The sequence below is a fragment of the Streptomyces sp. NPDC005303 genome (genome assembly GCF_040607335.1).
In the GTDB taxonomy this organism is placed as follows: domain Bacteria; phylum Actinomycetota; class Actinomycetes; order Streptomycetales; family Streptomycetaceae; genus Streptomyces.
In genome coordinates, this window is sequence record NZ_JBEXGM010000024.1 from 46,911 (window position 1) to 70,702 (window position 23,792).

Genomic DNA, 23,792 nt, shown 5'->3' on the forward strand with positions numbered 1-23,792 from the left:
CCGGTCGGATGACGACCGGAGCCGGTCAGGTGACCGGAGCGGGTCAGGAGGCCTTCGCCTCGGTCTTCTTCGGCTCGGCGGCCGGCACGGGACGCGCGGCCTCGTAGAACTCCTCGCGCGGGTTCTCCATGGCGCCGAGGGAGACGACCTCGCGCTTGAGGAACATGCCGAGGGTCCAGTCGGCGAAGACGCGGATCTTGCGGTTCCAGGTCGGCATGGCCAGACCGTGGTAGCCGCGGTGCATGTACCAGGCGAGACGGCCCTTGAGCTTGATCTTCATCTTGCCCATGACGATCATCGCCACGCCCTTGTGCAGGCCGAGACCCGCGACAGCACCCTTGTTGGAGTGGCTGTACTCCTTCTGCGGGAAGCCCCGCATCCCGGAGATCACGTTGTCACCGAGGACCCGAGCCTGGCGCAGCGCGTGCTGGGCGTTCGGCGGGCACCAGGCGTTCTCGACCCCGGCCTTGCGGGCGGCGACGTCCGGGACCTGGGCGTTGTCGCCGGCGGCCCAGATGTAGTCGGTGCCCTGGACCTGGAGGGTCGGGGCGGTGTCCACGTGACCGCGCGGGCCCAGCGGAAGGCCGTAGCGCGAGAGGACCGGGTTCGGCTTGACGCCGGCGGTCCACACGACGGTGCTGGAGTCGACCTCCAGGCCGTTCTTGAGGACCACGTGGCCGTCGACGCAGGAGTCCATCGAGGTGGAGAGGTAGATCTCCACGCCCCGGCTCTCCAGGTGCTCCTTGCCGTAGGCGCCCAGCTTGGGGCCGACCTCGGGAAGGATCTTGTCGGCGGCGTCGACGAGGATGAACCGCATGTCCTCGCGCGAGACGTTGGTGTAGTACTTGGCCGCGTCGCGGGCCATGTCCTCGACCTCGCCGATGGTCTCCGCACCCGCGAAACCGCCGCCGACGAAGACGAAGGTGAGCGCCTTGCGGCGGATCTCCTCGTCCTTCGTGGAGTCGGCCTTGTCGAGCTGCTCCAGCACGTGGTTGCGCAGGCCGATGGCCTCCTCGACGCCCTTCATGCCGATGCCCTGCTCGGCGAGGCCGGGGATCGGGAAGGTGCGGGAGACCGCGCCGAGCGCGATCACCAGGTAGTCGAAGGGCAGCTCGTACGCCTCGCCGACCAGCGGGGCGATCGTGGCGACCTTGCGGTCCTGGTCGATGGTGGTGACCCGGCCGGTGAGCACCTCCGCCTTCGGCAGCACGCGTCGCAGCGGGACGACGACGTGGCGCGGGGAGATGTTGCCGGCGGCGGTTTCGGGGAGGAAGGGCTGGTAGGTCATGTACGACCGGGGGTCGACGACCGTGACGGTCGCCTCGCCGTAGCGCATCTTCTTGAGAATGCGCCGAGCTGCGTACAGGCCTACGTACCCACCGCCTACTACGAGGATCCTGGGACGCTCCGTGGTGCTCATGGCATCGAGTATCCACCTGCCCCAGGGGGGTCGCTCGTGCGCCCCTTCACAAGCTCTTGGAAGGTGTGTGTTATCCTCCGCGACTCGCGTGATCCAAGTCATGGCGCGGAACGGGAACCAGCGTGTAAGGCGACCCGTTGTCAATGCCGCGTGAGCTGCCTCTCTGCGCCGAAAGCCGCCCTGTGAGGGGTCCTCGCAGCCACCTCCCCCACCCCTCGCCCGAGGTCCGCAACTCACCGTTTTGAACGTGTTCACACGGGTGTTGAGCCCCCGGAAGGGTCAACCGGAGCACATTCGTCGTCCGGCCGGACCAAATTCCTTGTGAAGAACTTCACGAAGTTTCTCGGCGCCACGTCGAAGAGGGGCCCCGAAGGGCCCCCCGGACGCGCTCATACGTTGTTCTACCTGCTCAGCAGAGGTGCCCGCAGGGCCTACGCGATGGACCACGCGATGCCGTCGAGGATGTCGTGCTCGCTCACGACGACCTCCTCGGCACCGATCCGTTCCATGATCGTGAGCAGGACGAGGGCCCCGGCCCCGATCACGTCCACCCGCCCCGGATGCATGGAGGGCACGGCCGCGCGCTCGGCGTGGGTGGAGCGCAGCAGCCAGTCGGTGATCTCGCGAACGCGGTCGTGGGAGACCCGGGAGTGGTGGATGGCCTGCGAGTCGTACTCCGGCAGCTCCTGCGCGATCGCCGAGACGGTGGTGACGGACCCGGCGAGACCCACCAGGGTGCGCGCCTCGCGCAGCGGCACGGTCTCCTCGGCGAGGTCGAGGGCGGCCTCGATGTCGGCCCGCATCGCGGCGATCTGGGCGTCGGTGGGCGGGTCGCTGACGGCCCCGTCCCGCACCAGGTGCCGCTCGGTCATCCGCACACACCCCACATCCACGGAGCGTGCGGCGCGCACATGGTCGTCGCCCACGACGAACTCCGTCGAACCGCCGCCGATGTCCACCACGAGATACGGCTTGGCGAGGTGGTCGCTGCCGGTGAGTTCCCTGGTCGCCCCGGTGAAGGAGAACTCGGCCTCCTGGTCCCCGGAGATGACCTCGGGCTCCACTCCGAGGATGTCCATGACGCCGCGCACGAACTCGTCCCGGTTCTCGGCGTCCCGGGAGGCGGAGGTGGCGACGAACCGCAGCCGTTCGGCGCCGTGCTCCTTGACGACCGCCGCGTACTCCCGGCAGGCCGCGAAGGTTCGCTCCAGCGCCTCGGGCGCGAGCCGCCCGGTCCGGTCGACGCCCTGCCCGAGCCGCACGATGGTCATACGCCGGTCCAGGTCGACCAGTTCGCCGGTCGCCGGGTCGCAGTCCGCCACGAGGAGGCGGATGGAGTTCGTACCGCAGTCGATGGCGGCGACGCGGGTCACTGGTCGTTCTCCTCGGTCCCGGCGAGGGTCACACAGGCGCCCTTGCGCCACCACTCCGGCAGCATCGCGATCGCCTCGTCGCCCAGCGGGTTGACGCCCGGTCCGGCGGCCAGCGAGTGGCCGACCAGGACGTGCAGGCACTTCACCCGGTCCGGCATACCTCCCGCGCTCGGGAAGCCCTCCAGGACCTCGATGGCGTCCCGGCGGGCGAGGTAGTCCTCGTGCGCGGCCCGGTACGCCTTCGCGAGCTCCGGATCAGTCTGGAGCCGCTCCGTCATCTCCTTCATGACGCCGTTCGCCTCCAGCGTGCCGATCGCCGAGGCGGCGCGCGGGCACGTCAGGTAGTACGTCGTCGGGAAGGGCGTGCCGTCGGGGAGGCGAGGGGCCGTCTCCACCACGTCCGGCTGTCCGCAGGGGCAGCGGTGCGCGATCGCGCGCAGTCCGCGCGGCGGCCGCCCGAGCTGCTGCTTGAAGGCCTCGACGTCGGCGTCGGTGGGCTCGGTGCGCGGGGTGGTCGGCGGGGGCGTTTCCATGCCTGTCTTTCTCTAGGTCTCACGGTCTCACTGGTCGGAGGCGTCGGACTTGTCGACGCCGTCCCAGACGTTGGAGTACCAGGGGCGGTCGGCGGCCCCGAGATCGGTACGGGACCGCTTCGCCGCGTCCGGGTCGACGACGATGAAGCCCGTCTCCCCCGGCATCACATAGTGCAGCCGCTGCCGGATCTGCTGCTCAGCGTAGGCGTCGTCCTGCCAGCGCGCCTTGAGGTCGCGCAGCTTCTCGACCCGCTCGGCGGCCCGCGCCTTCTCCCGCTGGAGATCGGCGATCTCGGCACGCTGGGAGACGTACTGCCTTATCGGGTACGCCAGCGCCACCACCAGGGTGCACAGCACCAGGGCGAGCAGCGCGGCCCGCCCGGTCAGCCGGGAGCGGCGGGCCTGCCGTTTGCTCTGGGAGCGGTAGACACGGGCCGCGGTCTGCTCACCGAGGATTCTGATCCTGGTCGCGGTGGAGAAACGGTCCCGGTCCTTCACGGCCATCGGCTCTCCGCCTCCCCTTCTACGTGCGTACGTCCCCGCACACGGTACGGGACCGGTACGGGGACGTACGTACGACTGGCTGAGGATTGACCTGGTGAGGTCAGCCCTTGAAGCGGGGGAAGGCCGAGCGGCCCGCGTACACCGCGGCGTCGTCGAGGATCTCCTCGATGCGCAGCAGCTGGTTGTACTTGGCGACACGCTCGGAGCGGGCCGGGGCGCCGGTCTTGATCTGGCCGCAGTTGGTGGCGACGGCCAGGTCGGCGATGGTGACGTCCTCGGTCTCGCCGGAGCGGTGGGACATCATGCACTTGAAGCCGCTGCGCTGGGCGAGCTCGACGGCGTCGAGGGTCTCGGTGAGCGAGCCGATCTGGTTCACCTTGACGAGCAGCGCGTTGGCGGCGCCGTCCTCGATGCCGCGGGCCAGGCGCTCGGGGTTGGTGACGAACAGGTCGTCGCCGACGATCTGGACCTTGTCGCCCAGCTTGTCGGTGAGGACCTTCCAGCCGGCCCAGTCGTCCTCGAACAGCGGGTCCTCGATGGAGACGAGCGGGTAGGCCGCCACGAGCTCCTCGTAGTACTCCGTCATCTCGGCGGCGGAGCGGTCCTTGCCCTCGAACTGGTACTTGCCGTCCTTGTAGAACTCGGAGGCGGCGACGTCGAGCGCCAGGGCGACCTGCTCGCCGGGGATGTAACCGGCTTCCTTGATCGCCTCGAGGATGAGGTCCAGGGCGGCGCGGTTGGACTCCAGGTTCGGCGCGAAGCCGCCCTCGTCGCCGAGGCCGGTGGACAGGCCCTTGCTCTTCAGGACCTTCTTGAGGGTGTGGTAGACCTCGGTGCCCCAGCGCAGCGCCTCGGAGAAGGACTCCGCGCCGATCGGGGCGATCATGAACTCCTGGATGTCCACGTTGGAGTCGGCGTGCGAGCCGCCGTTCAGGATGTTCATCATCGGCACCGGCAGCAGGTGCGCGTTCGGACCGCCCAGGTAGCGGAAGAGCGGGAGGTCGCTGGCCTCGGAGGCGGCGTGGGCGACGGCCAGGGAGACGCCGAGGATGGCGTTGGCGCCGAGCGAGCCCTTGTTGTCGGTGGCGTCCAGGTCGAACATCGCCTGGTCGATCAGGCGCTGCTCGGTGGCGTCGTAGCCGACCAGCTCCGGGCCGATCTGCTCGATGACGGCCAGGACGGCCTTCTCGACACCCTTGCCCTGGTAGCGGTTCGGGTCACCGTCGCGAAGCTCGATGGCCTCGAAGGCGCCCGTGGAGGCGCCGGAGGGGACGGCGGCACGACCGGTGCTGCCGTCGTCGAGGCCGACCTCGACCTCGACCGTGGGGTTGCCTCGGGAGTCCAGGATTTCCCGGGCTACGACGACGTCGATGGACGGCACGAGCATCTCCTTCTTGGGATGTGACACGGTCCGCCGGGACCGCGGTGGGTTCTGCGAGTCCGAGCCTAACCGGCTCCGGGGGATCGGCCACCGTGTGGACCGACCCATGGACAGAACCGAGAGTAAATTGTTTCTGAACTGAACAAAGACGTCCCGACAGCAGGGCAAGAAAAAACCCCGCCCCGGTGCGTACGGGGGAACACGCACCGGAGCGGGGAGCCCGTGGGGACGGGGGGTGACCCTCACGAGGCCTTCATCCTGAAGGACACGGCTGTGAGGGCCCTGTGGTTCAGCTGGGTCTTACTTCAGGTGGAGCTGCTGGCCCGGGAAGATGAAGTCGGCATCGTCGATGATGTCCTTGTTCAGCTTGAACAGCTTCTGCCAGCCGCCCTTGACCTTGTGCTTCTCGGCGATCGAGCTGAGGGTGTCACCCTTGACGACCTTGTACTCGCCGTCGCCCTTCTTGACCTTCTTGCCGGTCGGGGTGGTGACGGTCTTCTTGGCGGCCGGACGCTCGGAGGAGCGGGAGGCGCTCTGCTCGTCGGTCGAACGGGTGCTGGTGCCCGAGTTCGAGGAGCCGGAGGAGGACGAGCTGCTGCCGCCGTTGTAGGAGGCGCTGGACAGGCCCGTGCCGCAGACCGGCCAGGCGCCCTTGCCCTGGGAGGCGAGGACCTTCTCGGCGACGGAGATCTGCTGCGACTTGCTGGCCTGGTTGGCCTGCGCGGCGTACTGCGTACCGCCGTACGCGGCCCAGGTGGAGGCCGAGAACTGCAGGCCGCCGTAGTAGCCGTTGCCGGTGTTGATGGACCAGTTGCCGCCGGACTCGCACTGGGCGACGGCGTCCCACTCGGAGGCGGTGGCGGCGGAGGCGTTGCCGGCCGCCATCAGCGGGGCGGCGATGGCGACACCGGTGACACCGGCGAGCGCGGCGGCCCGGGTGGCCTTGGACGGACGACGGTGCTTGCCCTTGCCGGAAAACAGCATGGTGGATCCCCTCACCGACGCCTGCGAGGTGAGCTGTCGGGTTCGGGCCGGTTGAGTTGCCCGGTCGCCCACCTCGCGGTGCGCGACTTAACCCCAAGCCGGTCCAGCGTGAACTGCTGGGCCCGGCACTTACCTGGGTCCCCCGCTCCTGCCTACGGCGCTTGACGCGACGACTGTTCCCGTACGGCCGCTGGCAGGATTCGGCGTTGCGACAGACGGGGCTCGGGTTGCCGAGCGGTGACGACCGTAGACACGCGCTCGGCGGAATTTCAAAGACGATCAGGGCTTCTGAGACTCATCCCACACTTTCACCAAAGTGGACATTCGGTGTGAAGTGTGACGTGAACTCCCGCTGTTTTTCTGGGCTTTTCAGCCCTATTCAGCCCCTGTGTCGGCGTCTGACCGGCGACGATGTTGCTCGGGTCGGCCCCGATGCGGTCCTTGTTCTCGGCGTAGAGGGCGCGCCATCCGCCGTCGAGGCCAAGGGAGTCGGCGATGGAGACGAGAGAGTCACCTTCCCGGACGACGTAGGTCGCGGCGGCGTGCCGGCCGGCCGGGGCGGAGGCCGTGCTCTTCGTCGCAACCTCCTCGGCACTGCCACCGCGGTGCTTGCCGGAGCCGAGGGCGCCGACGTCCACGAGGGCCGAAGAGCCGCCCTCCTGCCACGACTTGTCCGCTTCGTCCTCTTCTGGGCTCACGACGGGTGAGCTGTCGGAAGGCTGTGCGTCCTTTGCGGCGGAGTCCTTGGATTCCGAAGAGTTCTTTTTGTCCGGCTTGGCGGAATCGCCACTGGAGGGGGTGGCCGACGGCGAAGGCGTCGCGGACGAACCGTCCAGCGCGTCGAGCAGACCGCCGGAAGAATCCCCGGAGTCCGACGAGTTGGAGGAGCCGGACGAACCCGACGAGCCGGACGAGTTCGACGAACCGGACGCCGAGGTCGAGGGGGTACCGCTCCCCACGCCCGTGTCGACGTCCGCCGAGCTCGAGTCCTTGCTGAGACCGCCGAGCAGACCACAGGTCGGCCACGCGGCGATGCCCTGGTCCGCGAGGAGCTTCTCGGCCACGGCTATCTGCTGGTTGCGGCTGGCCAGGTCGGCCGTCTCGGCGTATTCGAGGCCGCCGTACTTCTCCCAGTTCTCCTGGGACATCTGGAGGCCGCCGTAGTAGCCGTTGCCGTCGTTCTCACTCCAGGAACCGCCGCTCTCGCACTCCGCGACACGGTCCCAGGTGGTGCCGGTGGCGGCGCTCGCCCCGGTCGCTCCGAGCAGTGGGATCGCGATGGCTGATCCCGTCACACCGGCCGCTACGAGGAGAGCCGGAGCCTGACGGGGGCGACGGTGACGACCGTTCCCGGAGAGCATGGAGGGACCTTTCCCGAGACAGCAAGTACCCGCGCGGTGGGTACTGCGGGGCACCGCGCTGGTCCGTGAACGTATAGGGATTCGATCACTTGTCACAAGTTAATGCCGCGTAGATCACGTGAAGATCACAGACTTGAGGGCGCGTCATGTTTAACCCGCACCCAAGCCGCGCCTGGACACCTGAAGAGGAGGAACCCGCAGCTCACGCCTGACAGGTGTACCTCCGCCAAGGCGGTTGAGGCGAAGCATCAGAGTGGGCCAGAAGCCCCTCCTGAACCATGCGTTCTGACGATCCTTGACCGCTGCCCATGGCCCGTAACGTTCGGGAAGTTCGTCCCAAAGACACCCTGTGCGTAGCCGATGAAGAATGCCGTTGAGCTGTGTCCGCAGATCAACAGCGCCACGCACAAAGGGGCGATACCCGAAGAAGTCGCCTACCAGCTCTTCTACGGCGTCCCACTCCGACTCGAACACCGCGGCAGGAACCGGGGTACCGGTGCGCTCATGCCACTCCGTCACTTTGCATGCGACGCCGGAGCGCTTCCGTACCTCGCCCAGAGGCTCCACCGTGATGTCCAGGAGATCGATCAATTCTCTCATCTCGGAGAGTGCCGGGGCCCTTCCTCCCGCCCTGGCGATGGCGGCGAGATCCTTGGCCCTGCTGACCTTCGCCTCGGCCTCCTCGTGGGTCGCGAGCACGTCTCTCGCGATGGCAAGGATCTCTCCGGCGATCCGCACGTCCTGGTCGAGTTGTTTCGACGCGGCGTCTTTGACCGCCTGGCCGAGGCCCGGGTTCCGCGCCAGATCGACCACTGCACGCGCCGCGGCTTCCTCCTTCTCTTCGAGTGACTTCTCGAAGACCTCCACGCGTCTGCGCTGCTTCTCGATGTCACCGGGAACAGGGACTGTCCGGCCCTCCAACACAGTTTCAAGGCAATCAAGTCCGGTGAGGAGCCGCCCAACCTGGCTCCAGACCGCCGCCTCGACATCGAGAGCCGTCAAATACGGATCGGTGCACCGCGTCTGGGCCCCCTTGCCGTTGTTGCTGCCACCACACCGGTACTGCCGGGTGTCGTCGACGTTGCGGAAAGCACCGACGTATCGGTGACCGCACTTTCCGATGATCCGGCCACTCAAGGGATACTCCCTGCAAGCCGCATGAGAGGAATGCGCGTTCCTCGTCAGGGCCTGCTCCAGAGCGCCCGCCCTGGCCTCCGTGATGATGCGAGGAATCGGGATGACCACGCTCTCCCCATGGAGGGGAACCCCATCCAGGTCCAGTTTGGTTCGGTTCTTCGAGTCGCCATCAGGCTTGCGGAAGACGACTTCGCCCTTGAGGAGAGCGGGGCTCCTGAGACGCCTGTGCAGATTGGAAGCGGACCACGGGCGGCCACTGCGCGTCGAGTACCCCAGCTCGTTCAGCGTCCGCGCCGCCTGAGCGACATTCATGCCCTCATCCACCAGGAGACTCACCGCCTTGAGGGCAACGCGTGCCTCCTGCTCGTCGACCAGGAGGGCGGACCCGCGGACGCCGATGCCGTTGATGGCATAACCCCACGGAGGAGGGCCTCCGACCCAGCCCGCGTTCAGGGCCTTTCGCTGACGACCGCTCTGCATGCGCTCACAGATGAGGCCGACTTCGCGTTCGGCCATGGTCGCGTGGAACTGCAACTGCTGTTGGCCGGACGGTGTTGAGGAATCGATGTCCTGCGCAACGGATACGAAGCTGACGCCAAGGTCTCCATGGCCCAGATCCACGTCCAGAACGCCCGGCCCGTACGGCCGATGCGGTCCCACTTATGGACCACGACCACATCGACGAGCCCTTGCCGAGCAGCCTGTTCGAGCCGCAGCATGCCCGGCCGTGCGACGACCGCTCCCGACACGCCTTCGTCCCTGAAGATCAGGTCTGGTGCAAGACTCCATCCCGGTCGCAGGTGGATGTAGGTACGCCCAGCGTGCTCCTGCACATCGAGCCCGTACCCCTGCGCTTGCTCCGGTGTGGAGACCCTCAGTATCAAAGCCGCCCGCACGCAAGGAACGGACTCCCTCTCACGGTTGACCGTAGGCGTGGAGACAGCGATAGCGCTGAACACGTCAGCCCCTTCACGGCTGGCAAGGCCCCGGAGCTCTAGCCGGCTCTGGGGCCGTTTGCGTGATCGAGAACCTAGCGCCTCTCGCTATACAAAACTCATAAGTCAGCATAAGTAGTATTTAGTAACGATCTACGATGACGTCTGGCTCGCACGCATCCGTTCGACGTCACGACCACGTACCGGCTGCGGATACGGTCTTGTCGTGGAACGCTCGAACATCGCGCCCGAACTCTTCACCTGGGAATTCGCCACCGACCCCTATCCGGCCTATGCCTGGCTGCGCCAGCACGCCCCGGTCCGGCGGACCCAGCTGCCCAGCGGCGTCGAGGCGTGGCTGGTGACCCGCTATGCCGACGCACGCCAAGCGCTCGCGGACGGGCGGCTCTCGAAGAACCCCGACCATCACGCCGTGGACGCCCACGGGAAGAACAAGACGGGTATCCCAGGCGAGCGCAGCGCCAACCTCATGACCCATCTGCTCAACATCGACCCCCCGGACCACACTCGGCTGCGCAGGCTGGTCTCCAAGGCGTTCACTCCGCGCCGCGTGGCGGAATTCGCGCCCCGGGTACAGGAGTTGACGGACGGGCTCATCAACCAGTTCGCCCAACAGGGCGAAGCCGACCTCATCCACGACTTCGCTTTTCCCCTGCCCATCTACGCGATCTGCGAGCTGCTGGGGGTCCCGCGCGAGGACCAGGACGACCTGCGGGACTGGGCGGGAATGATGATCCGCCACGGAGGCGGGCCACGCGGGGGCGTCGCGCGCTCCGTCAAGAAGATCCGTGGTTACCTGTCCGAACTCATCCACCGCAAGCGCGACGACCTTGGCGACGACCTGATCTCGGGGCTCATCCGAGCCTCCGACCACGGCGAACACCTCACCGAGAACGAGGCCGCCGCCATGTGCTTCGTGCTTCTGTTCGCCGGTTTCGAGACCACCATCAACCTGATCGGCAACGGGGTGTACGCGCTTCTTCGTACCCCGGGACAACGGGACCGTCTCCAGGAATCGATCGAGCGCGGTGAGACGGGACTTCTGGACACCGGAATCGAAGAACTGCTCCGCTACGACGGCCCGGTGGAACTGGCGACCTGGCGCTTCGCCACCGAACCTCTCACCATCGGAGAGCAACGCATCGCCGCCGGTGACCCGGTCCTCGTCGTCCTCGCCGCCGCGGACCGCGACCCCGCACGGTTCTCGGAGCCGGACACCCTCGACCTCTCGCGACGTGACAACCCGCATCTCGGATACGGCCATGGCATCCACTACTGCCTCGGTGCACCCCTGGCCCGTCTCGAGGGCCGTACGGCCATTGAGACGTTGTTGCGACGACTGCCCGACCTTCGTCTGGCCGCCGACCCTGCCGAGCTGCGGTGGCGAGGGGGGCTCATCATGCGTGGGCTGAGAGACCTTCCGGTGCGGTTCACCGCCACCTGACCGAACTCAGCCCTCGACCTCCCGGATCGCATCCCGGTAAGCCCGTGCCGCCGCTCGCAGGGCCGTCTCCGGGTCGGTGCCCTCTGCCCCGGCGCGCGCGGCCAGTGCCAGCAGTTCGTAGCCGATGCCCTCGCCGTGGGGCACGGGTACGTCCAGCCCCGCTGTCCGCACTCGTGACGCCAGCTTGGCCGCGAGGGCGAGGCCGGGCTGGCCGAGGGGGATGCCTTCGGTGACCGAGGTGCGCTGTTTCTCTATCGCCTTGGTGCGCAGCCAGTGGGCCTTGACCTCCTCGGGGGTGGTGGCCGTCTCGTCGCCGAAGACATGGGGGTGGCGGTGGATGAGCTTGGCGACGATCCCGCCGGCGACGTCGTCGATGGAGAAGGGGGTGTCCGGGTCGTCCTCGGCGATACGCGAGTGGAAGATCACCTGGAGCAGGACGTCCCCGAGTTCCTCGCGCAGTTCGTCGCGGTCGCCCTCCTCGATGGCCTCGACGAGTTCGTACGCCTCCTCGATGCCGTACTTGGCGAGGCCCTTGTGGGTCTGCTGAGAGGACCACGGGCACTCGGCGCGGATGCGGTCCATGACCTGGACGAGGTCGAGGAGCCGGGCGCCGGGCAGGTCGTAGGAGGCGGGGAGCAGCTCCAGCTCGGGCATCTGGACGCGTCCGGATCCGGCGAGGCGGGCCAGGCCGTCCGTGAGGACCGGCTCGCCCTCGCCGGTGGCCACGACGACCACCGTGTGCCCGCCGACGCACACTGCGACCAGTTCCTCCGCGGTCGGGGACGTCTCGTCGACCTGTATCCCCGCCTCCCGCAGATACGGGAGCTGAGGGTGGGCGCCGTCCGCGCACAGAACTCGGTCGGCTGCGTGCAGTGCCTGCCAGGCGGGCCAGGACAGCAGGCCGGGGGCGACGCGGTGGCTGGTGGTGAGCAGGACGATGCGGCCGGGGGCGGACGCCGTGTCGGGGTCCTGGTCGGGGGCGGGCTCGAAGCCGGTTGCGTTCACAGTTCGAAGCTAACGCACGGTGCCGACGGGGCGATCAGGTTGTCCACAGGCCAGGGGCGGCGGGGTGATCGTACGATCATCCGCCCGCTAGGTGGACCGTCCAGGGGGCCGTACCCGTCCGCGCCCCCTTACCCGTCCGCGCGCCCGTGCCCATCCGCGCCCCCGTCCCCGTCCGCGCCTCCGTCCCGTTACGCGCTCTGCTCGCTCCCCGTCGCCGTGACCTCCCGTACCCAGGCGGTCGGGGCGTCGACGCGAGTGCTCTTCGCGACGTCCCAGGTGCCGTAGCGCGGGTTGAGGTCGACGTCGAGTTGCTTGGACGCCTTGCTCAGGGCGTTCCAGAAGGCGGGGTCGCTGGTGTCGGTGCCGAGCTTTCCGGCGAGTTTCTGGGCCTCCAGCTGGAGGCGGAGGTTCTCGTCGAGGCGTTCGGGTGCGATGCCGTACTGCTGGAGCCAGGTCGTCTCCAGGCCCTTGGCGCCGCCCGCCTGCTCCTCCAGGCCCGACCGCAGCTCCTGGACCTCCTTGCGGGTCACGGACACGCCCGCGTCGGCGGCCGCCCGGTGCAGCACCCGGTCGAGGACCATGCCGTGCAGGACGTCGCGGGTGAGGGTGCCGGTCTTGGCGATGGCCTGCTTGTACTGCGCCTCGTCCGTGACGGCGGCCCGCTGCGCGTCACGGACCTCGGTCACCCGGTTCTCCAGCTGGGAGACGGTGATCCGCTGCCCGCCGACGACGGCCGCCGCGCCGGGATGCGCGTCGCTTCCGCAGGCGGTGAGCAGGGGTGCCGCGGCGGCGAGGGCGGCGGAGAGGACGAGCGCGGTGCGACGACGGCGGTGCAAGGAAGCCTCCCGAGGAGATTGTGCGACGGTGCACAAGGTCTTGCGGTGATCGATGGTAGGCAGGGGACCGGCTCTGGCCAACCCATTCGACCAACGATTCACCAGGACTTCGGGCACCGCCGCGCCCGGGCGGGGGCGCGAGGCGAGCGGGGTCGCAGGGGCGGGGCGGAGTCGCGGGGGCGGCGGCCGATGCTGCGATGTGCACCCCGGCTTACGGCTACGAGGACGGGCGGGTCTACGGGCGGAGCGGGTCTACAAATGGGGTGGGTCTACGAATGGGGCGGGCCGCGGGCTCAGCCCTGTGCCTCCACCGCCTGCCGCACGGCGGCGGCGACACCGGCGCGCAGTCCGTCGTCGGCGGGCACCCAGGCCACGTTCGTATCGGCCTTGCCTTTGCTACCGCTGCCGTTCTCACTGCCCACGAGCACGAAACCCAGTTTCGCGTACCGCCGGGTCGCCTCCTGCGCCGCCTTCACCTCGGGGCCGCCCACCGCGAGGACGACCTCGCAGGATCCCTGGAGCAGGGCGTTGAGGAAGGGGCGGGCGTTCGCGGTGCTCTGTTCTCCGGTCACCGAGGAGTAGCTCACACGCGTGTGCGTCGCGAGGGAGGCGTCCTGCATGCCCTGCCAGACGGCCGCGGCGGCCTTGGGGTTGATGCCGTGCCGGTCGGTGAGGAGGCACGCGTCGGACTCGGTGTAGTGGCGGGCGCGGGTGGCGGGGATCGGCGGGCGACTGCTGCCGTGCCGGTGGAGGAAGAACCCGGTCACGATCATCACGAGGGCCAGGGCGACCGCCGTACCGATCATGGCGAGACTGCGTCCGCTGAGTGAACGCAGCCCGACCACCGTGGCACGCCCCACAGCCGTGAGCCGCCCTGTCTCCTCGGCTCGGACCGACCGTGTCCGCGTGACCTGCCGAACCTGCTTGACCATGTAGTGCTACTCCTCCACGCGCTGGGGCACCGGGCGGTCGGCCACCTGGTCGGCGTCCACGTCTCCCGACCGCTCCGCTTCGTCGACCGCCGTACCGCCGGCCCGCGCACCGATCCACCGTGGCTCACGCCGACCCGCCCGTCGAGGCCAGGCAGTCCACGCGTGCACCGGGGCGACTGCCATCGACAGGGTGATCAGCAGCAGGTCGATCCCGAACAACGCACCGTGAGTGTCGTCCGGCGTCAACGTGAGTTCGGTGATCCAGGCCACCAGGACCACGCTGAAGCCGGCGAAGGCCAGCCAGTCGGTGCGGCTGCGGCGCCGCAGTGCGAGCACGAGGGACGGGACGGGACAGAGAAGGCCGAGGCTGATCACCGGCAGCGCGGAGAAGCCCGCGCGCACGGCGGGCAGACGCAGCACCGGCGCGGCGGGCAGCTTCAGCACCCTGGAGATCAGCCTCGGCATCCTCATCGCCCTCACCTTTCGGTCCTCGCCGCTCAACACCGTCGGTCCTGGGCTCTCAGTTCTGCCGGTCCTCGGCTCTCGGTTGCGTGCTCAGCCGGTGATGGCGACCGGCCCGTCCCACGCGTCGCGGTCCACGGTGATCGTGTAGCCGCCGCGGGTCTCCTTGCTGTTGACCATGTACTGGTGAGCCCGGCTGTGTCCGGTGAACTGGGTGGCGCCCCAGGGCCAGTCCGAGGTGGTCGTGTTGACCTTGTCCCACAGCGCGTACCAGAGGTTGCCCGGCAGGTCCGTCTTGTTGGTCGCGGTGGCGATCGCCTTGGCGCTGGAGCTGGTGAAGCCGTAGTAGCCGGCCCGGTAGGTCTTGGCGTGCAGTTCCTTGTCGAACGCGCGGACGTACGTCAGCACGGCGTTGTTGCAGGAGGTGTTCGTCGTGTCGTACGCCTCCATGTCGAGGAAGATCGGGCTGCCGGCCTTCATGCCGAGCGCCGAGGCCTTGGCCACCGCGTCATCCGCCTCGCTCTTGCCGACGGAGGCGGCGGTGGAGGCGCTGATCTTCACCGAGCCGCCGGAGCCGCAGGACGGCTGGGAGCCGACGTAGAGCGGAACGAGCTTCCAGCCGACCGTGCTGACGGACTTGACCCAGGACGCGGTGAGGTTGGGCTGGCTGCAGCCGCGGTTCTTCCCGCCTATGTAGACGGCGGCGGCGCCGTAGAAACCGGTGTGCCAGGCCTTCATCGCGGCGAGGGAGGGGGCGGCACAGGTGTCGAAGGCGCGGCCCGTGAAGGTCTTCTGCGCGGGCCAGGTCGTGGCCGCCATCGAGGTCGTCGCGGCGATCCCGCCACCCGCGACGACGACGGCACCGGCCACACCCCACGAGATGTACCTGCGCTTCTTCGACTGCCGATGGTCTGCCATCCCCACCCCTGTTCATGACAAGCGGACCTGTACGACGTCGCGTACATGTCCGACGGAAGATTCCAAGTGCCCTTGCCCTGCGGCGGCGCGGGTCCGGCACGGTGAGGTGGTACGACGGCGGCCGTACGACTTCTGCGTGGACTGTTCCTGCGCACACGGAAGTCGGGCACCATGAGCGGATCGCACCGTAACCGATGCCGTCCTTTCGCCCGGGAAACAGAGTCCCTGGATCGCCACAAAATTCTCTCACGCCACGGCAAAAACTCCTGAACCAGGGAACGCGAGCCGTGCGAACTCCGTACACGGACGCGGACTTGGCGAACGCTTGGCAATTCGAATAGCCGTTCAATACTCGGACGTGACCGCCGTCCCACAGGCGGGCAGAACCCGCGGGTCTGCGACAGGTCACGCCCGCCGCGTGCGCCGGAGGATCCGTATCGCGGGCCAGGCGAGCAAACCGGTGACGGCCCAGAGGAAGGCCGCGAGGCCGATCCACTCACCGGTGCTGGTCTCGGGATCACCCCCGCCGAAGACGGTGACCGCGAGCGCGAGGAAGGCGAACAGTCCGCCGAGGACGCTGAGTACGACCAGCCCGGCGGTCTGCCCGCCGGTGCGCCGGGTCGCCGACTGCGCGGGGGCCGACGCGCCATGGACCTCCGCCGCTTCGGCGACCTGCGCATTCGGCACCTGCTGCCGCGGCGGCAACTGCACGCGCGCGTGCGGCGGTACTGCCGCGTCGAGCGCCGCCATCGTGTGCGCGTCGACGCCGTGCAGACCGGGTTCCACGGCGACGGCGAGACCGTCGGTACCGATGAGCCGCCGACCGCCGTCGGGCCAGCTCAGCACGGCGGCGCAGGCACGGTACGGAACGGTCACCGCGAGGTCGCTGCCGTCCCGCCCCCTCACCGTCAGGCTGACCCCGTCGTCGCCCACCACCAGCGCGGACCCGTCCTTGGCCAGCGCCTCGAAACGCCGCCCCGTGACGGCGTACGTCGACCGGGTCGGCGCCTCCGCGTACCCGGCCCAGTCGGCGCGGTGCCCGGCGGGTACCTGCAGCAGGGCTGTGCCCGCCGCCTCCAGGGCCACCGCGTGCAGATGGCCGGGCGTCACCGACCACAGTTCGTGGCGCAGCTCGTCCAGGCTCCGGGGCGGCCGACCGGCGAGCAGGTCCTCCGCCGCGCCCGGCAGCCGTCGTACGGCCCCGTCGGCCGCCGTCAGCGCCGCGTCGGAACGCGCCCGTACGGCGTCGAGGTCGGCCTGCCCGACATGCCCCGCCTGGAGCGCGGCGAGGACGTCGACGAAGCCGCCGAGCACCGCGTCCTGCTTGGCGGGCAGGGCGTCGGCGAAGGCGGTGAGCAGGGCGTGGCCGTCGCGGCGGGAGGTGTGGTCGGTGGCGGCGGTGTAGGAGTAGCCGCCCTCCTGGCGCAGGGAGCGGATGAGTTCACGTTCCAGGACACCCGCGTACAGCCGGGCGGCGGCGGTGTCGGTGACGACGGCGTCGAGCAGGACACCGCCCTGGCCGTCGGAGAAGTGGGCGGGCGTGGCGGGGAGGGCGGACGTGACGACGGGCAGCGGGTGCCGTGGGCCCGGGGGCAGCTTCGGGGAGAGCCCCGCCGGGATGCGCTCGCCCGCGATCCACAGCACGGCGTTGCCGCCCGTGAACCAGGTCCGCGTCCAGTGCCGTACGTCCTCCGGACGCAGGCCGGGGACACCCCACTCCGGGTAGCTGACCAGGCCGTAGCCCTGGGCGCCGTAGCGCCACAGCGGGAGTTGGCCGGGCTCGCGGCGGGACTCCTCGGTGCGCAGGATCTCCTTCTCGGTCTCCAGGCGCTCCATGGGGAGGTCGGCGAGGGAGGCGCAGACGCCGTGCAGGTAGGCGACGATCTCGTGTTCGGCACCCTCCACGTGGAAGTGGGTGAAGGCGGCCTTGGTCGCGCCGTTGTAGTGGTAGTCGGCGATGCCGTGCCGGTACAGGGCGAGGTGCTCGACGAGGTGGGTGACACCGGCGCGGGCGAGGGTCTCGTCGGCCGTGCCGACGCGGAAGACGAGTCCGGCGCGGGTGGGTCCGGGGGCGGGGGCGAAGAGGGTGGGGATGCCTTCGACCTCGGTGAGGTGGATCGCAGCGGGAGCGTACTGGCCGCCCTGTGGGGCCTGGTGGTTCATCTTCGGCCTCTCAGGGCGGTGTCGCGGTGTCGGACGTATGCCTCGGCGGGCTTGCCGAGGTAGCCCCACGGGTATTCGGAGGCGAGGTTACCGAGGGCGCGGAAGTGGGCGGCGGCCTGCTCGGTGTCGCCGATGAGGGAGAACAGCGCGGCGAAGCCGCCTTGGACGGTGACCCAGCCGTAGGGACGCCGGAACGCCGGGTGGAACACCGACCTCCCGGCCGCTTCGAGGAGTTCGGCGTGGACGTGCGGCTGCCGCAGGTACTCGGCGCGCTTGTCGTCGCCCTTCAGGTCGAGCCAGTGCTCGATGTGTGCCTCGGCGACCAGGCCGCCGCTCAACGAGCCTTCCGGGGCGGCCAGCAGACACTCGCGGGCGAACCCGTGCGCCTCCTCCCAGGTGCCGCCCCACTTGGGGCAGAGTTTCTGGAGGAGGCGGGCCTGCCCGGTGAAGTGGTGCGGGTGGTACTTGGCCAGCCGGTCGTAGCGCCGACGGGCCTCGTTCTTCCCGAGCGACAACCCGCGGGCGGTGTTGAGCCGTTCGGCCCAGGCTGCGTCGTACGACGGGTCGAGGGCCGTGGCGCGGATGAGCAGTTGCTCCGCGTCCCGCAGGTGCGCGTGGAAGGCCTCGAACTGTTCCCTGCTCACATCCTGGGCCCGCGCCGAGGTCCGTATCCCCCATCCGGTCTGCACCAGCCGCGCACCGAGCACGGTGAGCGCGAACACGTCGTACGGCGCCGCACTCACCTGCTGCCGCAGCGCGTGCTCGACACCGTCGACCTCGGCCAGCACCCGCACGACGAAGGCGCGGTCGGTACCGGGCGGCAGGGTGTCGTGGTACTGCCGGACCGAGGCCCAGTCGGCGATGGCGGCGGCCTGTCGCAGCCAGGTGACCTCCGGGTAGGCGGAGGCGAGTTCGAAATCGGGTTCGGGAGCGGGCCCGGGGTCGGGTGGCATGCGGCGGATACTAGGCGAGGGCTGTGACATCGAGCGCGGCGGGGAAAGCCCAGGTCAGGGATGGGATACGGCATACCAGCGCTTGACTGTCGGCGGACCTTCCGGCCAACTCCCGTTCACCGGGACGTCATATCGTTCGCACTTTTCCGCCACTCTTCCGGAAGGCCCCTCCATGTCGCTGAACTCCCGTCGCAACCGCCAACTCCTGGAGGCGGCAGCCCCGTTGCTCTTGCAGGACGAGAGGATCGAACTCACCTCCCTCGCCGGCGTCGGCTCGGTCTCCGTCCGCAAGCAGGCCCTGACTGCTGCCGTGGTGGGCGTGTTGAGCGCGGGCACGGTGATGGCCACGGTCACTCCACGCCCCATGTACATCGTCCTGACCGACCAGAGAGTCCTGTTCTTCGACGGCAACCGCGGCGGCAGACCGGGCAAGCTGCTGCTGAACCTGCCGCGTCCGTACGTCTCGACCGGCGGCTCGAAGAAGGCGTTCCTGGGGCTGCAGTTCGTCACGCGACTGTCGGTGGCGGGGCATGAGCAGGGGCTGAAGGTGACGTTTCCGGTGCAGCATCGGGGGGATGGGCCGCGGTTCGTGGGGGCGTTGCCGGTGACGCGCTGAGGCGTCGAATCGAACATTCCCCCGCTTCAGGCAGCGGCGAACGCGCACCACACGTACTTGCCCCGACGTCCGTGCCTGGACAGCGGCTGCCAACCCCACTGATCGGCGCAGGCCCGCACCAGGGCCAGCCCTCGTCCGCCTTCCGACTCGGCGACCTGCTCCCACGCGTTCGGCGGTTCAGGGGGCTCGGGGTCGGCATCCCAGGCACCGATGCGCAGCACGCCGGGCGACCAGTGCACACGCAGGGCCACGGGCCCCTTGGTGTGGCGCACGGCGTTGGAGACCAGCTCGGTGGCGGGGTGTTCGGCGACGTCGACGAGGGTGATCAGGCCGTGCATGGTGAGGATCAGGCGCAGGGTGCGGCGGCAGACGGTGACGGCTCGGGGGTCGTTCGGGATGTGGAGGGTGTACTCCCAGGACTGCTGGGGGTCGGTTTCGGGCATGCGTCGACTCCGGTTCTGGGGTGGGGGTTTCGGAGGGCCGGGGAGCGGCGGGCAACGGTGGGGCGGTGGCAGTGTCGCAGCCGTCCTGGCAGGGCGGAGCGGTGCGCTTCCGGGGTCCCGGGAGTGCCGCAGTGTGTGCGTCGCGTCACTGACGGTAGGGGTAACCTGTAACCCCACGCAAGCTGATCCGGTAATCACCCCCGAACGAGGAGCCATTGATGGTCCAGAGGCGCGAACCAACCGCACGTCAAATGCGCCTGGGCCTCGAACTGCGCAGGCTCCGCGAAGCGGCAGGCCTCACCGCCGTCGAGGCGGCGGCGCTGTTGGGGGCGAACCGGGTGCAGATGAGCCACATCGAATCCGGACTCGTGGGGGTGAGCGAGGAACGGGTACGACGCCTCGCGTCCCACTACGCCTGCACGGACAAGGAGTTCGTCGACGCCCTGGTGGCGATGGCCACCGACCGGACACGCGGGTGGTGGGAGGAGTACCGGGGGCTGTTGCCCACGTCGTTCCTGGACCTGTCCGAACTGAACCACCACGCCTCTTTCCGGCGTGACGTCGCGATCCTGTACGTGCCCGGCCTGTTGCAGACGGAGGACTACGCTCGCGCCGTCTTCTCCGCGAGGGTGCCGGAACTGACCGACGATGAGCTTGAGTTCCGGGTCCGTCACCGAATGGCCGGCCAGGAGATCACTATTCCCTACGAGTTGGTGATCCACGAGTCGGCCCTACGCATCAGGGTCAGCGACCGCGCCGCCTCCCGGACCCAGCTCGCCAGACTCCTGGAGCTGTCCGGAGCAAGCAACGTCACCATGCGTGTACTCCCCTTTGACCTGGACGGCTTCGCCAGAGCAGCCAGCACGATGACGTACGTGGGCGGGCCTGTGCCCAAGCTGGACACGGTCGTACGAGACGTACCCCAGGGATCGGCCTTCATCGACTCCGAAGCACAACTCAGCGCCTTCCGAACCCGCTTTCGTAAAGTGGAAGCCGTGTCACTCGACCCCGAACGGTCGCGTGACTTCATCAACCGGCTGACGAGAGAGCTGTGATGCCTCATGGACAACTGGCGGAAGTCGTCCCACTCAGGCCCTGACGACGGCAACGAGTGCGTGGAGATCGCGAACTCCCCCACCCACGTATCCATACGCGACTCCAAAAACCCCGCCCACGGCACTCTCGCCTTCCCCACCGGGGCCTTCAGCACCTTCCTCACGGCCCTCAAGTCCACGTCATCGCAGAACGTCGCCCAGAAGACCCGTTGTCAGCAACACACCTGTTGACGAACGTCCGGCAAGCCCACCAAGAAGGTAATGAGGGAGCTGCCTGGGGTGTTCGGCGACTGGGGATGTCAGGCGTCTAAGGTCGCCTTCATGACGAGGACCACGCCCCCGCGCCCTCTCGATGTCGAGGCGCTCTTCCCGGAACTGGCCGCTTTTCGGGGGACGACGACTCGGCTCCATCCCCGGCCGGGAAGACCAGAGCTTTCGGCCAGCTCCGTGGGCGGTCCGATGTTGTGGCCGGCGGACGAGCCGTGGCCGATGTGCGGCGAGGTTCACGGCCGTGGGCGTGGTCGACGCCCGGCCGACATCCGCCGCTATCGGCAGGTTCTGGCTTCCGCGTGGTCGCGCGAGGAGGCTCCCGGCCCGACGGACGAGGAACGGGAGCTCCTGGGTGAGCTGCACCGGGAGCACCGTATCCCCGGGGCGTCCGACACCGACCCACTGCCGTTGATCGGCCTCGCGCAGCTGTACCGGCGGGATGTACCCGACCTGCCGAAGGGGCCGGGCGGCTGCGATCTGCTCCAAGTGTTCTGGTGTCCCTTCGACGCGCACGGCCCGGGTCGGTACGACCTCGCACTGCACCTGCGCTGGCGGCGGTCCTGCGAGGTCGGTGAGGCGCTGAACGAGCCACCGCAGCCGCAGGTCGTCGGGGCCGACGGCTTCGTGCCCGAGCCCTGTGTGCTGCACCCGGAGCAGGTGATCACCTACCCGTTCGCCGGCCTTCTGCCCGAGGACCTATGCGCCCGGATCGACGCCTGGGAGGAGGTCCTTGAAGAGGAAGCGGAGCAGAAGGCGGACGAAAGCGCGACAGAGCCGCTCGGCTACCAGTACGACCTGTCCATCCCGCCCGGATGGCGTGTGGGTGGCTTTGCCTCCTGGCACGCGACCGACCCGTACCCCATGGACTGCCTGACCTGCGCGACACCGATGCACCTGCTGCTGACCATCGACAGCTCGGAATGGGACGGCGGCAGCGGCAGCTGGAAACCGCTGGAGGATCAGAACCTCCCTACTCACCGGGGCGCCACCCCCACGGAGGTCACTGTGGGCCGCTGGGGTGAGCTCAACGTGTTCGCCTGTCCCAACGATCCCGAGCACCCGCACCGCTGGAGCATCCAGTAGCTCGTACCCCAGGGGGCATGGCACGCGCGTAACGGCGGTGCCACCGGGGCTGTCGGACGAGGCCACAGCGAGATCTGCAGGCACGTGCGGTCCTCCGCGAGCTGAAGCGCTACATGGAGGGCACCGACTTCGAGGTGGTTGTACCGGCGTGCCGACGTCGCCCGTGCCTGGTTCCGTCTAGCCGACTGGAACCCAGATGGCGATCAGCGACGCCGAGACCTTCGATACCTTCCTCGCCGCCTTGTAGCCGAGCACCGGCGGTCGGCTGCCCGTTCCCCAGCCACACAGCTCTCCGGAATCACGGCCGGATATTCGATGAGCCCTTCCAGGCTCAGCACTGGCGGCGGGTGGGCCCAATACATACTCCTCACCATCCTCACGCGACATGATCAGCGTCTCAAGCGCAATGAACAGCATTCTTAGGAGTTTTAGGTACGACCGACAGTGTAACCAATTCATCACTGTCCACTTCAAAGCGCCACGTGACATCGACCACGGCCTACCCTCCCACCGGAAAGAAGGTTGACGGCGCGTAAGAGCCATCGGCGAGCTTCTCCAGGAATCCGATCATCTTCACGCCCCTTACACCGGGCGGCCATCATGCCGCCATGCTTCCGAAAATACTCGCCGCCATATCGCTAATCATGAGAACCAATGACCGCGTAGTCCGTCAGAAAAGCGTGCCCTCGCTCATTGGAGGATCGATCACGACATCCGAAGCGTCGGAGCTATCCCGACTATCCATAAGACCCCTCAGAGCCACCCCTTCTACCTCAATATCAAGTTCATCGGGAGCCGGTGTATACAGCTCAATTCCATACCCAGTCAGAGCGCATCCAGCGCCATCAAGAACGAAGTCAATGGAATTTGAGCGCAATTCATCCAAGACTTCACCAAAAGGCCTTCCGGAGAGATTTATTCCAGAAAATGAAAGCTCGGATTCAGCTGTCGCTTCGATAAAGTCCAGGCGGTCAGCTCCGTCAAAGTGCAGCATTAGCCCCATCGAAGGATAGTGGTCAATGGCCGAATCGCCGGGGCTTCTTTTGAAAGAAGAATAATCCCCCAGCCTCTCACGAACATCCTTTCTCAACTCACCAAAACGGACGCCCTCAATCCCGACCCAAGGGATAACGTCATTCACAAGAACCTCAACTCAGAGTTGCAGATGATCTGCGGACGGATCATCCAGATCAAGTTCGTACGGTGATTCCGGACTAGAACAACGTCAGCCTTCGTGGCCAGCCTCGCATCGCTCAAGTGCGGTTATCCCACGCCACGAAAAGTACTTCCTCACCTATTTTTCCGACCCGATGTTCAATAAGTGTCAGTCTGTAGAAATTTGAGCATAAACCTCTTCGTAGAGATCAGGAGCCATGGCAAACCGCCCGTGCTCGTTCACGAAGTAGGCGCCACTCTCGAAGCATCGATTGAATACAACGACCATCTGCTCGATGGAGGAGAACTCGACCTCAGAGGGCTCACCGATGAGAACCCCCACAACCTTGGCCTCAGCGCCGGGAACCCAAATAGCCGCATATAGATCGCCGCCTGGATTGCCAAGGAGTGGCACCCAATGTTTTCCGAGAACCGGATCACTCGCATAGTCAGGCTTCAGACGTACAGCCTCATCGATCGAAAGCAGGTGATACCCGGGGATCACATTGACGTCGTCCTGAAGTTGACCTGGATAACCAACGACGCCATTGCACCAGTCAAACCATTGAACGACAGAGGCCGGAACAATATCGTCCAGTACAGACGAAACGTGATTGACACCCACCCCCGGAGACATCCAATCAACAACCGGCCTGCGCAGGCCATCAAGGTGCGCCTTGAATCGCCCTAGTTCTACATCCAGCATTTAAAGGTCAGCCTGTCTCGCTCGCACATAATGCGGGTCACCATTTCCGAAATATCAGAATAGACACTTCAGGACGTGCCACCGGATACCGTCGCCCGCCAA

The 23,792-nt window shown here is 67.8% G+C and carries 23 protein-coding genes, 2 pseudogenes and 1 riboswitch; of the genes and pseudogenes, 5 read left to right on the forward strand and 20 right to left on the reverse strand.

Annotated features, from left to right (window positions below):
• Positions 1–43 precede the first annotated feature (43 nt).
• The 10 genes and pseudogenes from ABZT93_RS28540 to ABZT93_RS28585 form a co-directional block, all read right to left on the reverse strand.
• On the reverse strand, positions 44–1,420 hold the full coding sequence (locus ABZT93_RS28540) for an NAD(P)/FAD-dependent oxidoreductase (RefSeq protein WP_356110023.1): 1,377 nt from the start codon (positions 1,418–1,420) through the stop codon (positions 44–46).
• 431 nt (positions 1,421–1,851) lie between these two features.
• A complete protein-coding gene (locus ABZT93_RS28545) occupies positions 1,852–2,793 on the reverse strand; it encodes a Ppx/GppA phosphatase family protein (protein ID WP_356110025.1) in 942 nt (313 codons plus the stop codon).
• On the reverse strand, positions 2,790–3,326 hold the full coding sequence (locus tag ABZT93_RS28550) for a DUF501 domain-containing protein (protein WP_356110028.1): 537 nt from the start codon (positions 3,324–3,326) through the stop codon (positions 2,790–2,792). Before ABZT93_RS28550 ends, ABZT93_RS28545 begins: the two co-directional genes overlap by 4 nt.
• 27 nt (positions 3,327–3,353) lie before the next feature.
• Complete coding sequence (locus ABZT93_RS28555; protein ID WP_356110030.1) at positions 3,354–3,830, reverse strand: septum formation initiator family protein; 477 nt, start codon at positions 3,828–3,830, stop codon at positions 3,354–3,356.
• Between the two features lie 100 nt (positions 3,831–3,930).
• Positions 3,931–5,217 (reverse strand): phosphopyruvate hydratase, encoded by a 1,287-nt coding sequence (gene eno, locus ABZT93_RS28560; protein ID WP_007382562.1) that lies wholly within the window; start codon positions 5,215–5,217, stop codon positions 3,931–3,933.
• 294 nt (positions 5,218–5,511) lie between these two features.
• The gene (locus ABZT93_RS28565; protein ID WP_356110032.1) at positions 5,512–6,195 is read right to left on the reverse strand and encodes a transglycosylase family protein; all 684 of its coding nucleotides are present in this window, start codon (positions 6,193–6,195) and stop codon (positions 5,512–5,514) included.
• 3 nt (positions 6,196–6,198) lie between these two features.
• Positions 6,199–6,365: riboswitch (cyclic di-AMP (ydaO/yuaA leader) on the reverse strand.
• A gap of 138 nt (positions 6,366–6,503) precedes the next feature.
• Positions 6,504–7,556, reverse strand: a complete 1,053-nt coding sequence (locus tag ABZT93_RS28570) for a transglycosylase family protein (protein WP_356110035.1) — start codon at positions 7,554–7,556, stop codon at positions 6,504–6,506.
• 150 nt (positions 7,557–7,706) lie between these two features.
• The gene (locus tag ABZT93_RS28575) at positions 7,707–8,156 is read right to left on the reverse strand and encodes a transposase (RefSeq protein ID WP_356110157.1); all 450 of its coding nucleotides are present in this window, start codon (positions 8,154–8,156) and stop codon (positions 7,707–7,709) included.
• 372 nt (positions 8,157–8,528) lie between these two features.
• Positions 8,529–9,353 (reverse strand): annotated as a pseudogene (locus ABZT93_RS28580) (recombinase family protein); the annotation flags it as partial.
• Between the two features lie 5 nt (positions 9,354–9,358).
• Positions 9,359–9,652, reverse strand: a pseudogene (locus ABZT93_RS28585) (recombinase family protein); the annotation flags it as partial.
• A 202-nt stretch (positions 9,653–9,854) separates the two neighbouring features.
• Here ABZT93_RS28585 and ABZT93_RS28590 point away from each other — a divergent pair.
• Entirely contained in the window at positions 9,855–11,093 is a 1,239-nt protein-coding gene (locus tag ABZT93_RS28590) for a cytochrome P450 (RefSeq protein WP_356110038.1), read from the forward strand.
• A 6-nt stretch (positions 11,094–11,099) separates the two neighbouring features.
• Here ABZT93_RS28590 and ABZT93_RS28595 read toward each other — a convergent pair whose 3' ends face one another.
• From ABZT93_RS28595 to ABZT93_RS28625, 7 genes are all read right to left on the reverse strand, one after another.
• Positions 11,100–12,098, reverse strand: coding sequence for a nucleoside triphosphate pyrophosphohydrolase (locus ABZT93_RS28595; protein WP_356110040.1), 999 nt, complete (start codon positions 12,096–12,098; stop codon positions 11,100–11,102).
• Between the two features lie 188 nt (positions 12,099–12,286).
• Positions 12,287–12,934: a SurA N-terminal domain-containing protein gene (locus ABZT93_RS28600; RefSeq protein ID WP_356110043.1), complete on the reverse strand. Its 648-nt coding sequence runs from the start codon at positions 12,932–12,934 to the stop codon at positions 12,287–12,289.
• A 293-nt stretch (positions 12,935–13,227) separates the two neighbouring features.
• Entirely contained in the window at positions 13,228–13,866 is a 639-nt protein-coding gene (locus tag ABZT93_RS28605) for a hypothetical protein (RefSeq protein WP_356110045.1), read from the reverse strand.
• A 6-nt stretch (positions 13,867–13,872) separates the two neighbouring features.
• Entirely contained in the window at positions 13,873–14,337 is a 465-nt protein-coding gene (locus ABZT93_RS28610; RefSeq protein WP_356110047.1) for a hypothetical protein, read from the reverse strand.
• Between the two features lie 84 nt (positions 14,338–14,421).
• Entirely contained in the window at positions 14,422–15,246 is an 825-nt protein-coding gene (locus ABZT93_RS28615; RefSeq protein WP_356110051.1) for a glycoside hydrolase domain-containing protein, read from the reverse strand.
• 405 nt (positions 15,247–15,651) lie between these two features.
• On the reverse strand, positions 15,652–17,409 hold the full coding sequence (locus ABZT93_RS28620; RefSeq protein ID WP_356110054.1) for an insulinase family protein: 1,758 nt from the start codon (positions 17,407–17,409) through the stop codon (positions 15,652–15,654).
• On the reverse strand, positions 17,406–18,362 hold the full coding sequence (locus tag ABZT93_RS28625) for a hypothetical protein (RefSeq protein WP_356110056.1): 957 nt from the start codon (positions 18,360–18,362) through the stop codon (positions 17,406–17,408). Before ABZT93_RS28625 ends, ABZT93_RS28620 begins: the two co-directional genes overlap by 4 nt.
• Before the next feature lie 172 nt (positions 18,363–18,534).
• On the opposite strand from ABZT93_RS28625, the gene ABZT93_RS28630 reads away from it, so the two are divergent.
• The gene (locus ABZT93_RS28630; RefSeq protein ID WP_356110058.1) at positions 18,535–18,978 is read left to right on the forward strand and encodes a hypothetical protein; all 444 of its coding nucleotides are present in this window, start codon (positions 18,535–18,537) and stop codon (positions 18,976–18,978) included.
• 26 nt (positions 18,979–19,004) lie between these two features.
• Here ABZT93_RS28630 and ABZT93_RS28635 read toward each other — a convergent pair whose 3' ends face one another.
• Positions 19,005–19,421 (reverse strand): ATP-binding protein, encoded by a 417-nt coding sequence (locus ABZT93_RS28635; RefSeq protein WP_356110060.1) that lies wholly within the window; start codon positions 19,419–19,421, stop codon positions 19,005–19,007.
• Between the two features lie 218 nt (positions 19,422–19,639).
• Here ABZT93_RS28635 and ABZT93_RS28640 point away from each other — a divergent pair, with 218 nt between their 5' ends.
• From ABZT93_RS28640 to ABZT93_RS28650, 3 genes are all read left to right on the forward strand, one after another.
• On the forward strand, positions 19,640–20,476 hold the full coding sequence (locus tag ABZT93_RS28640) for a helix-turn-helix transcriptional regulator (protein WP_356110062.1): 837 nt from the start codon (positions 19,640–19,642) through the stop codon (positions 20,474–20,476).
• A gap of 6 nt (positions 20,477–20,482) precedes the next feature.
• Positions 20,483–20,707, forward strand: coding sequence for a DUF397 domain-containing protein (locus ABZT93_RS28645; RefSeq protein WP_356110063.1), 225 nt, complete (start codon positions 20,483–20,485; stop codon positions 20,705–20,707).
• 90 nt (positions 20,708–20,797) lie between these two features.
• The gene (locus tag ABZT93_RS28650; protein WP_356110066.1) at positions 20,798–21,829 is read left to right on the forward strand and encodes a hypothetical protein; all 1,032 of its coding nucleotides are present in this window, start codon (positions 20,798–20,800) and stop codon (positions 21,827–21,829) included.
• Between the two features lie 670 nt (positions 21,830–22,499).
• Here the strand turns inward: ABZT93_RS28650 and ABZT93_RS28655 are convergent.
• Both ABZT93_RS28655 and ABZT93_RS28660 read right to left on the reverse strand, forming a co-directional pair.
• On the reverse strand, positions 22,500–22,970 hold the full coding sequence (locus ABZT93_RS28655; protein WP_356110067.1) for a hypothetical protein: 471 nt from the start codon (positions 22,968–22,970) through the stop codon (positions 22,500–22,502).
• Positions 22,971–23,153: 183 nt separating this feature from the next.
• On the reverse strand, positions 23,154–23,690 hold the full coding sequence (locus ABZT93_RS28660; protein ID WP_356110069.1) for a hypothetical protein: 537 nt from the start codon (positions 23,688–23,690) through the stop codon (positions 23,154–23,156).
• Positions 23,691–23,792 lie beyond the last annotated feature (102 nt).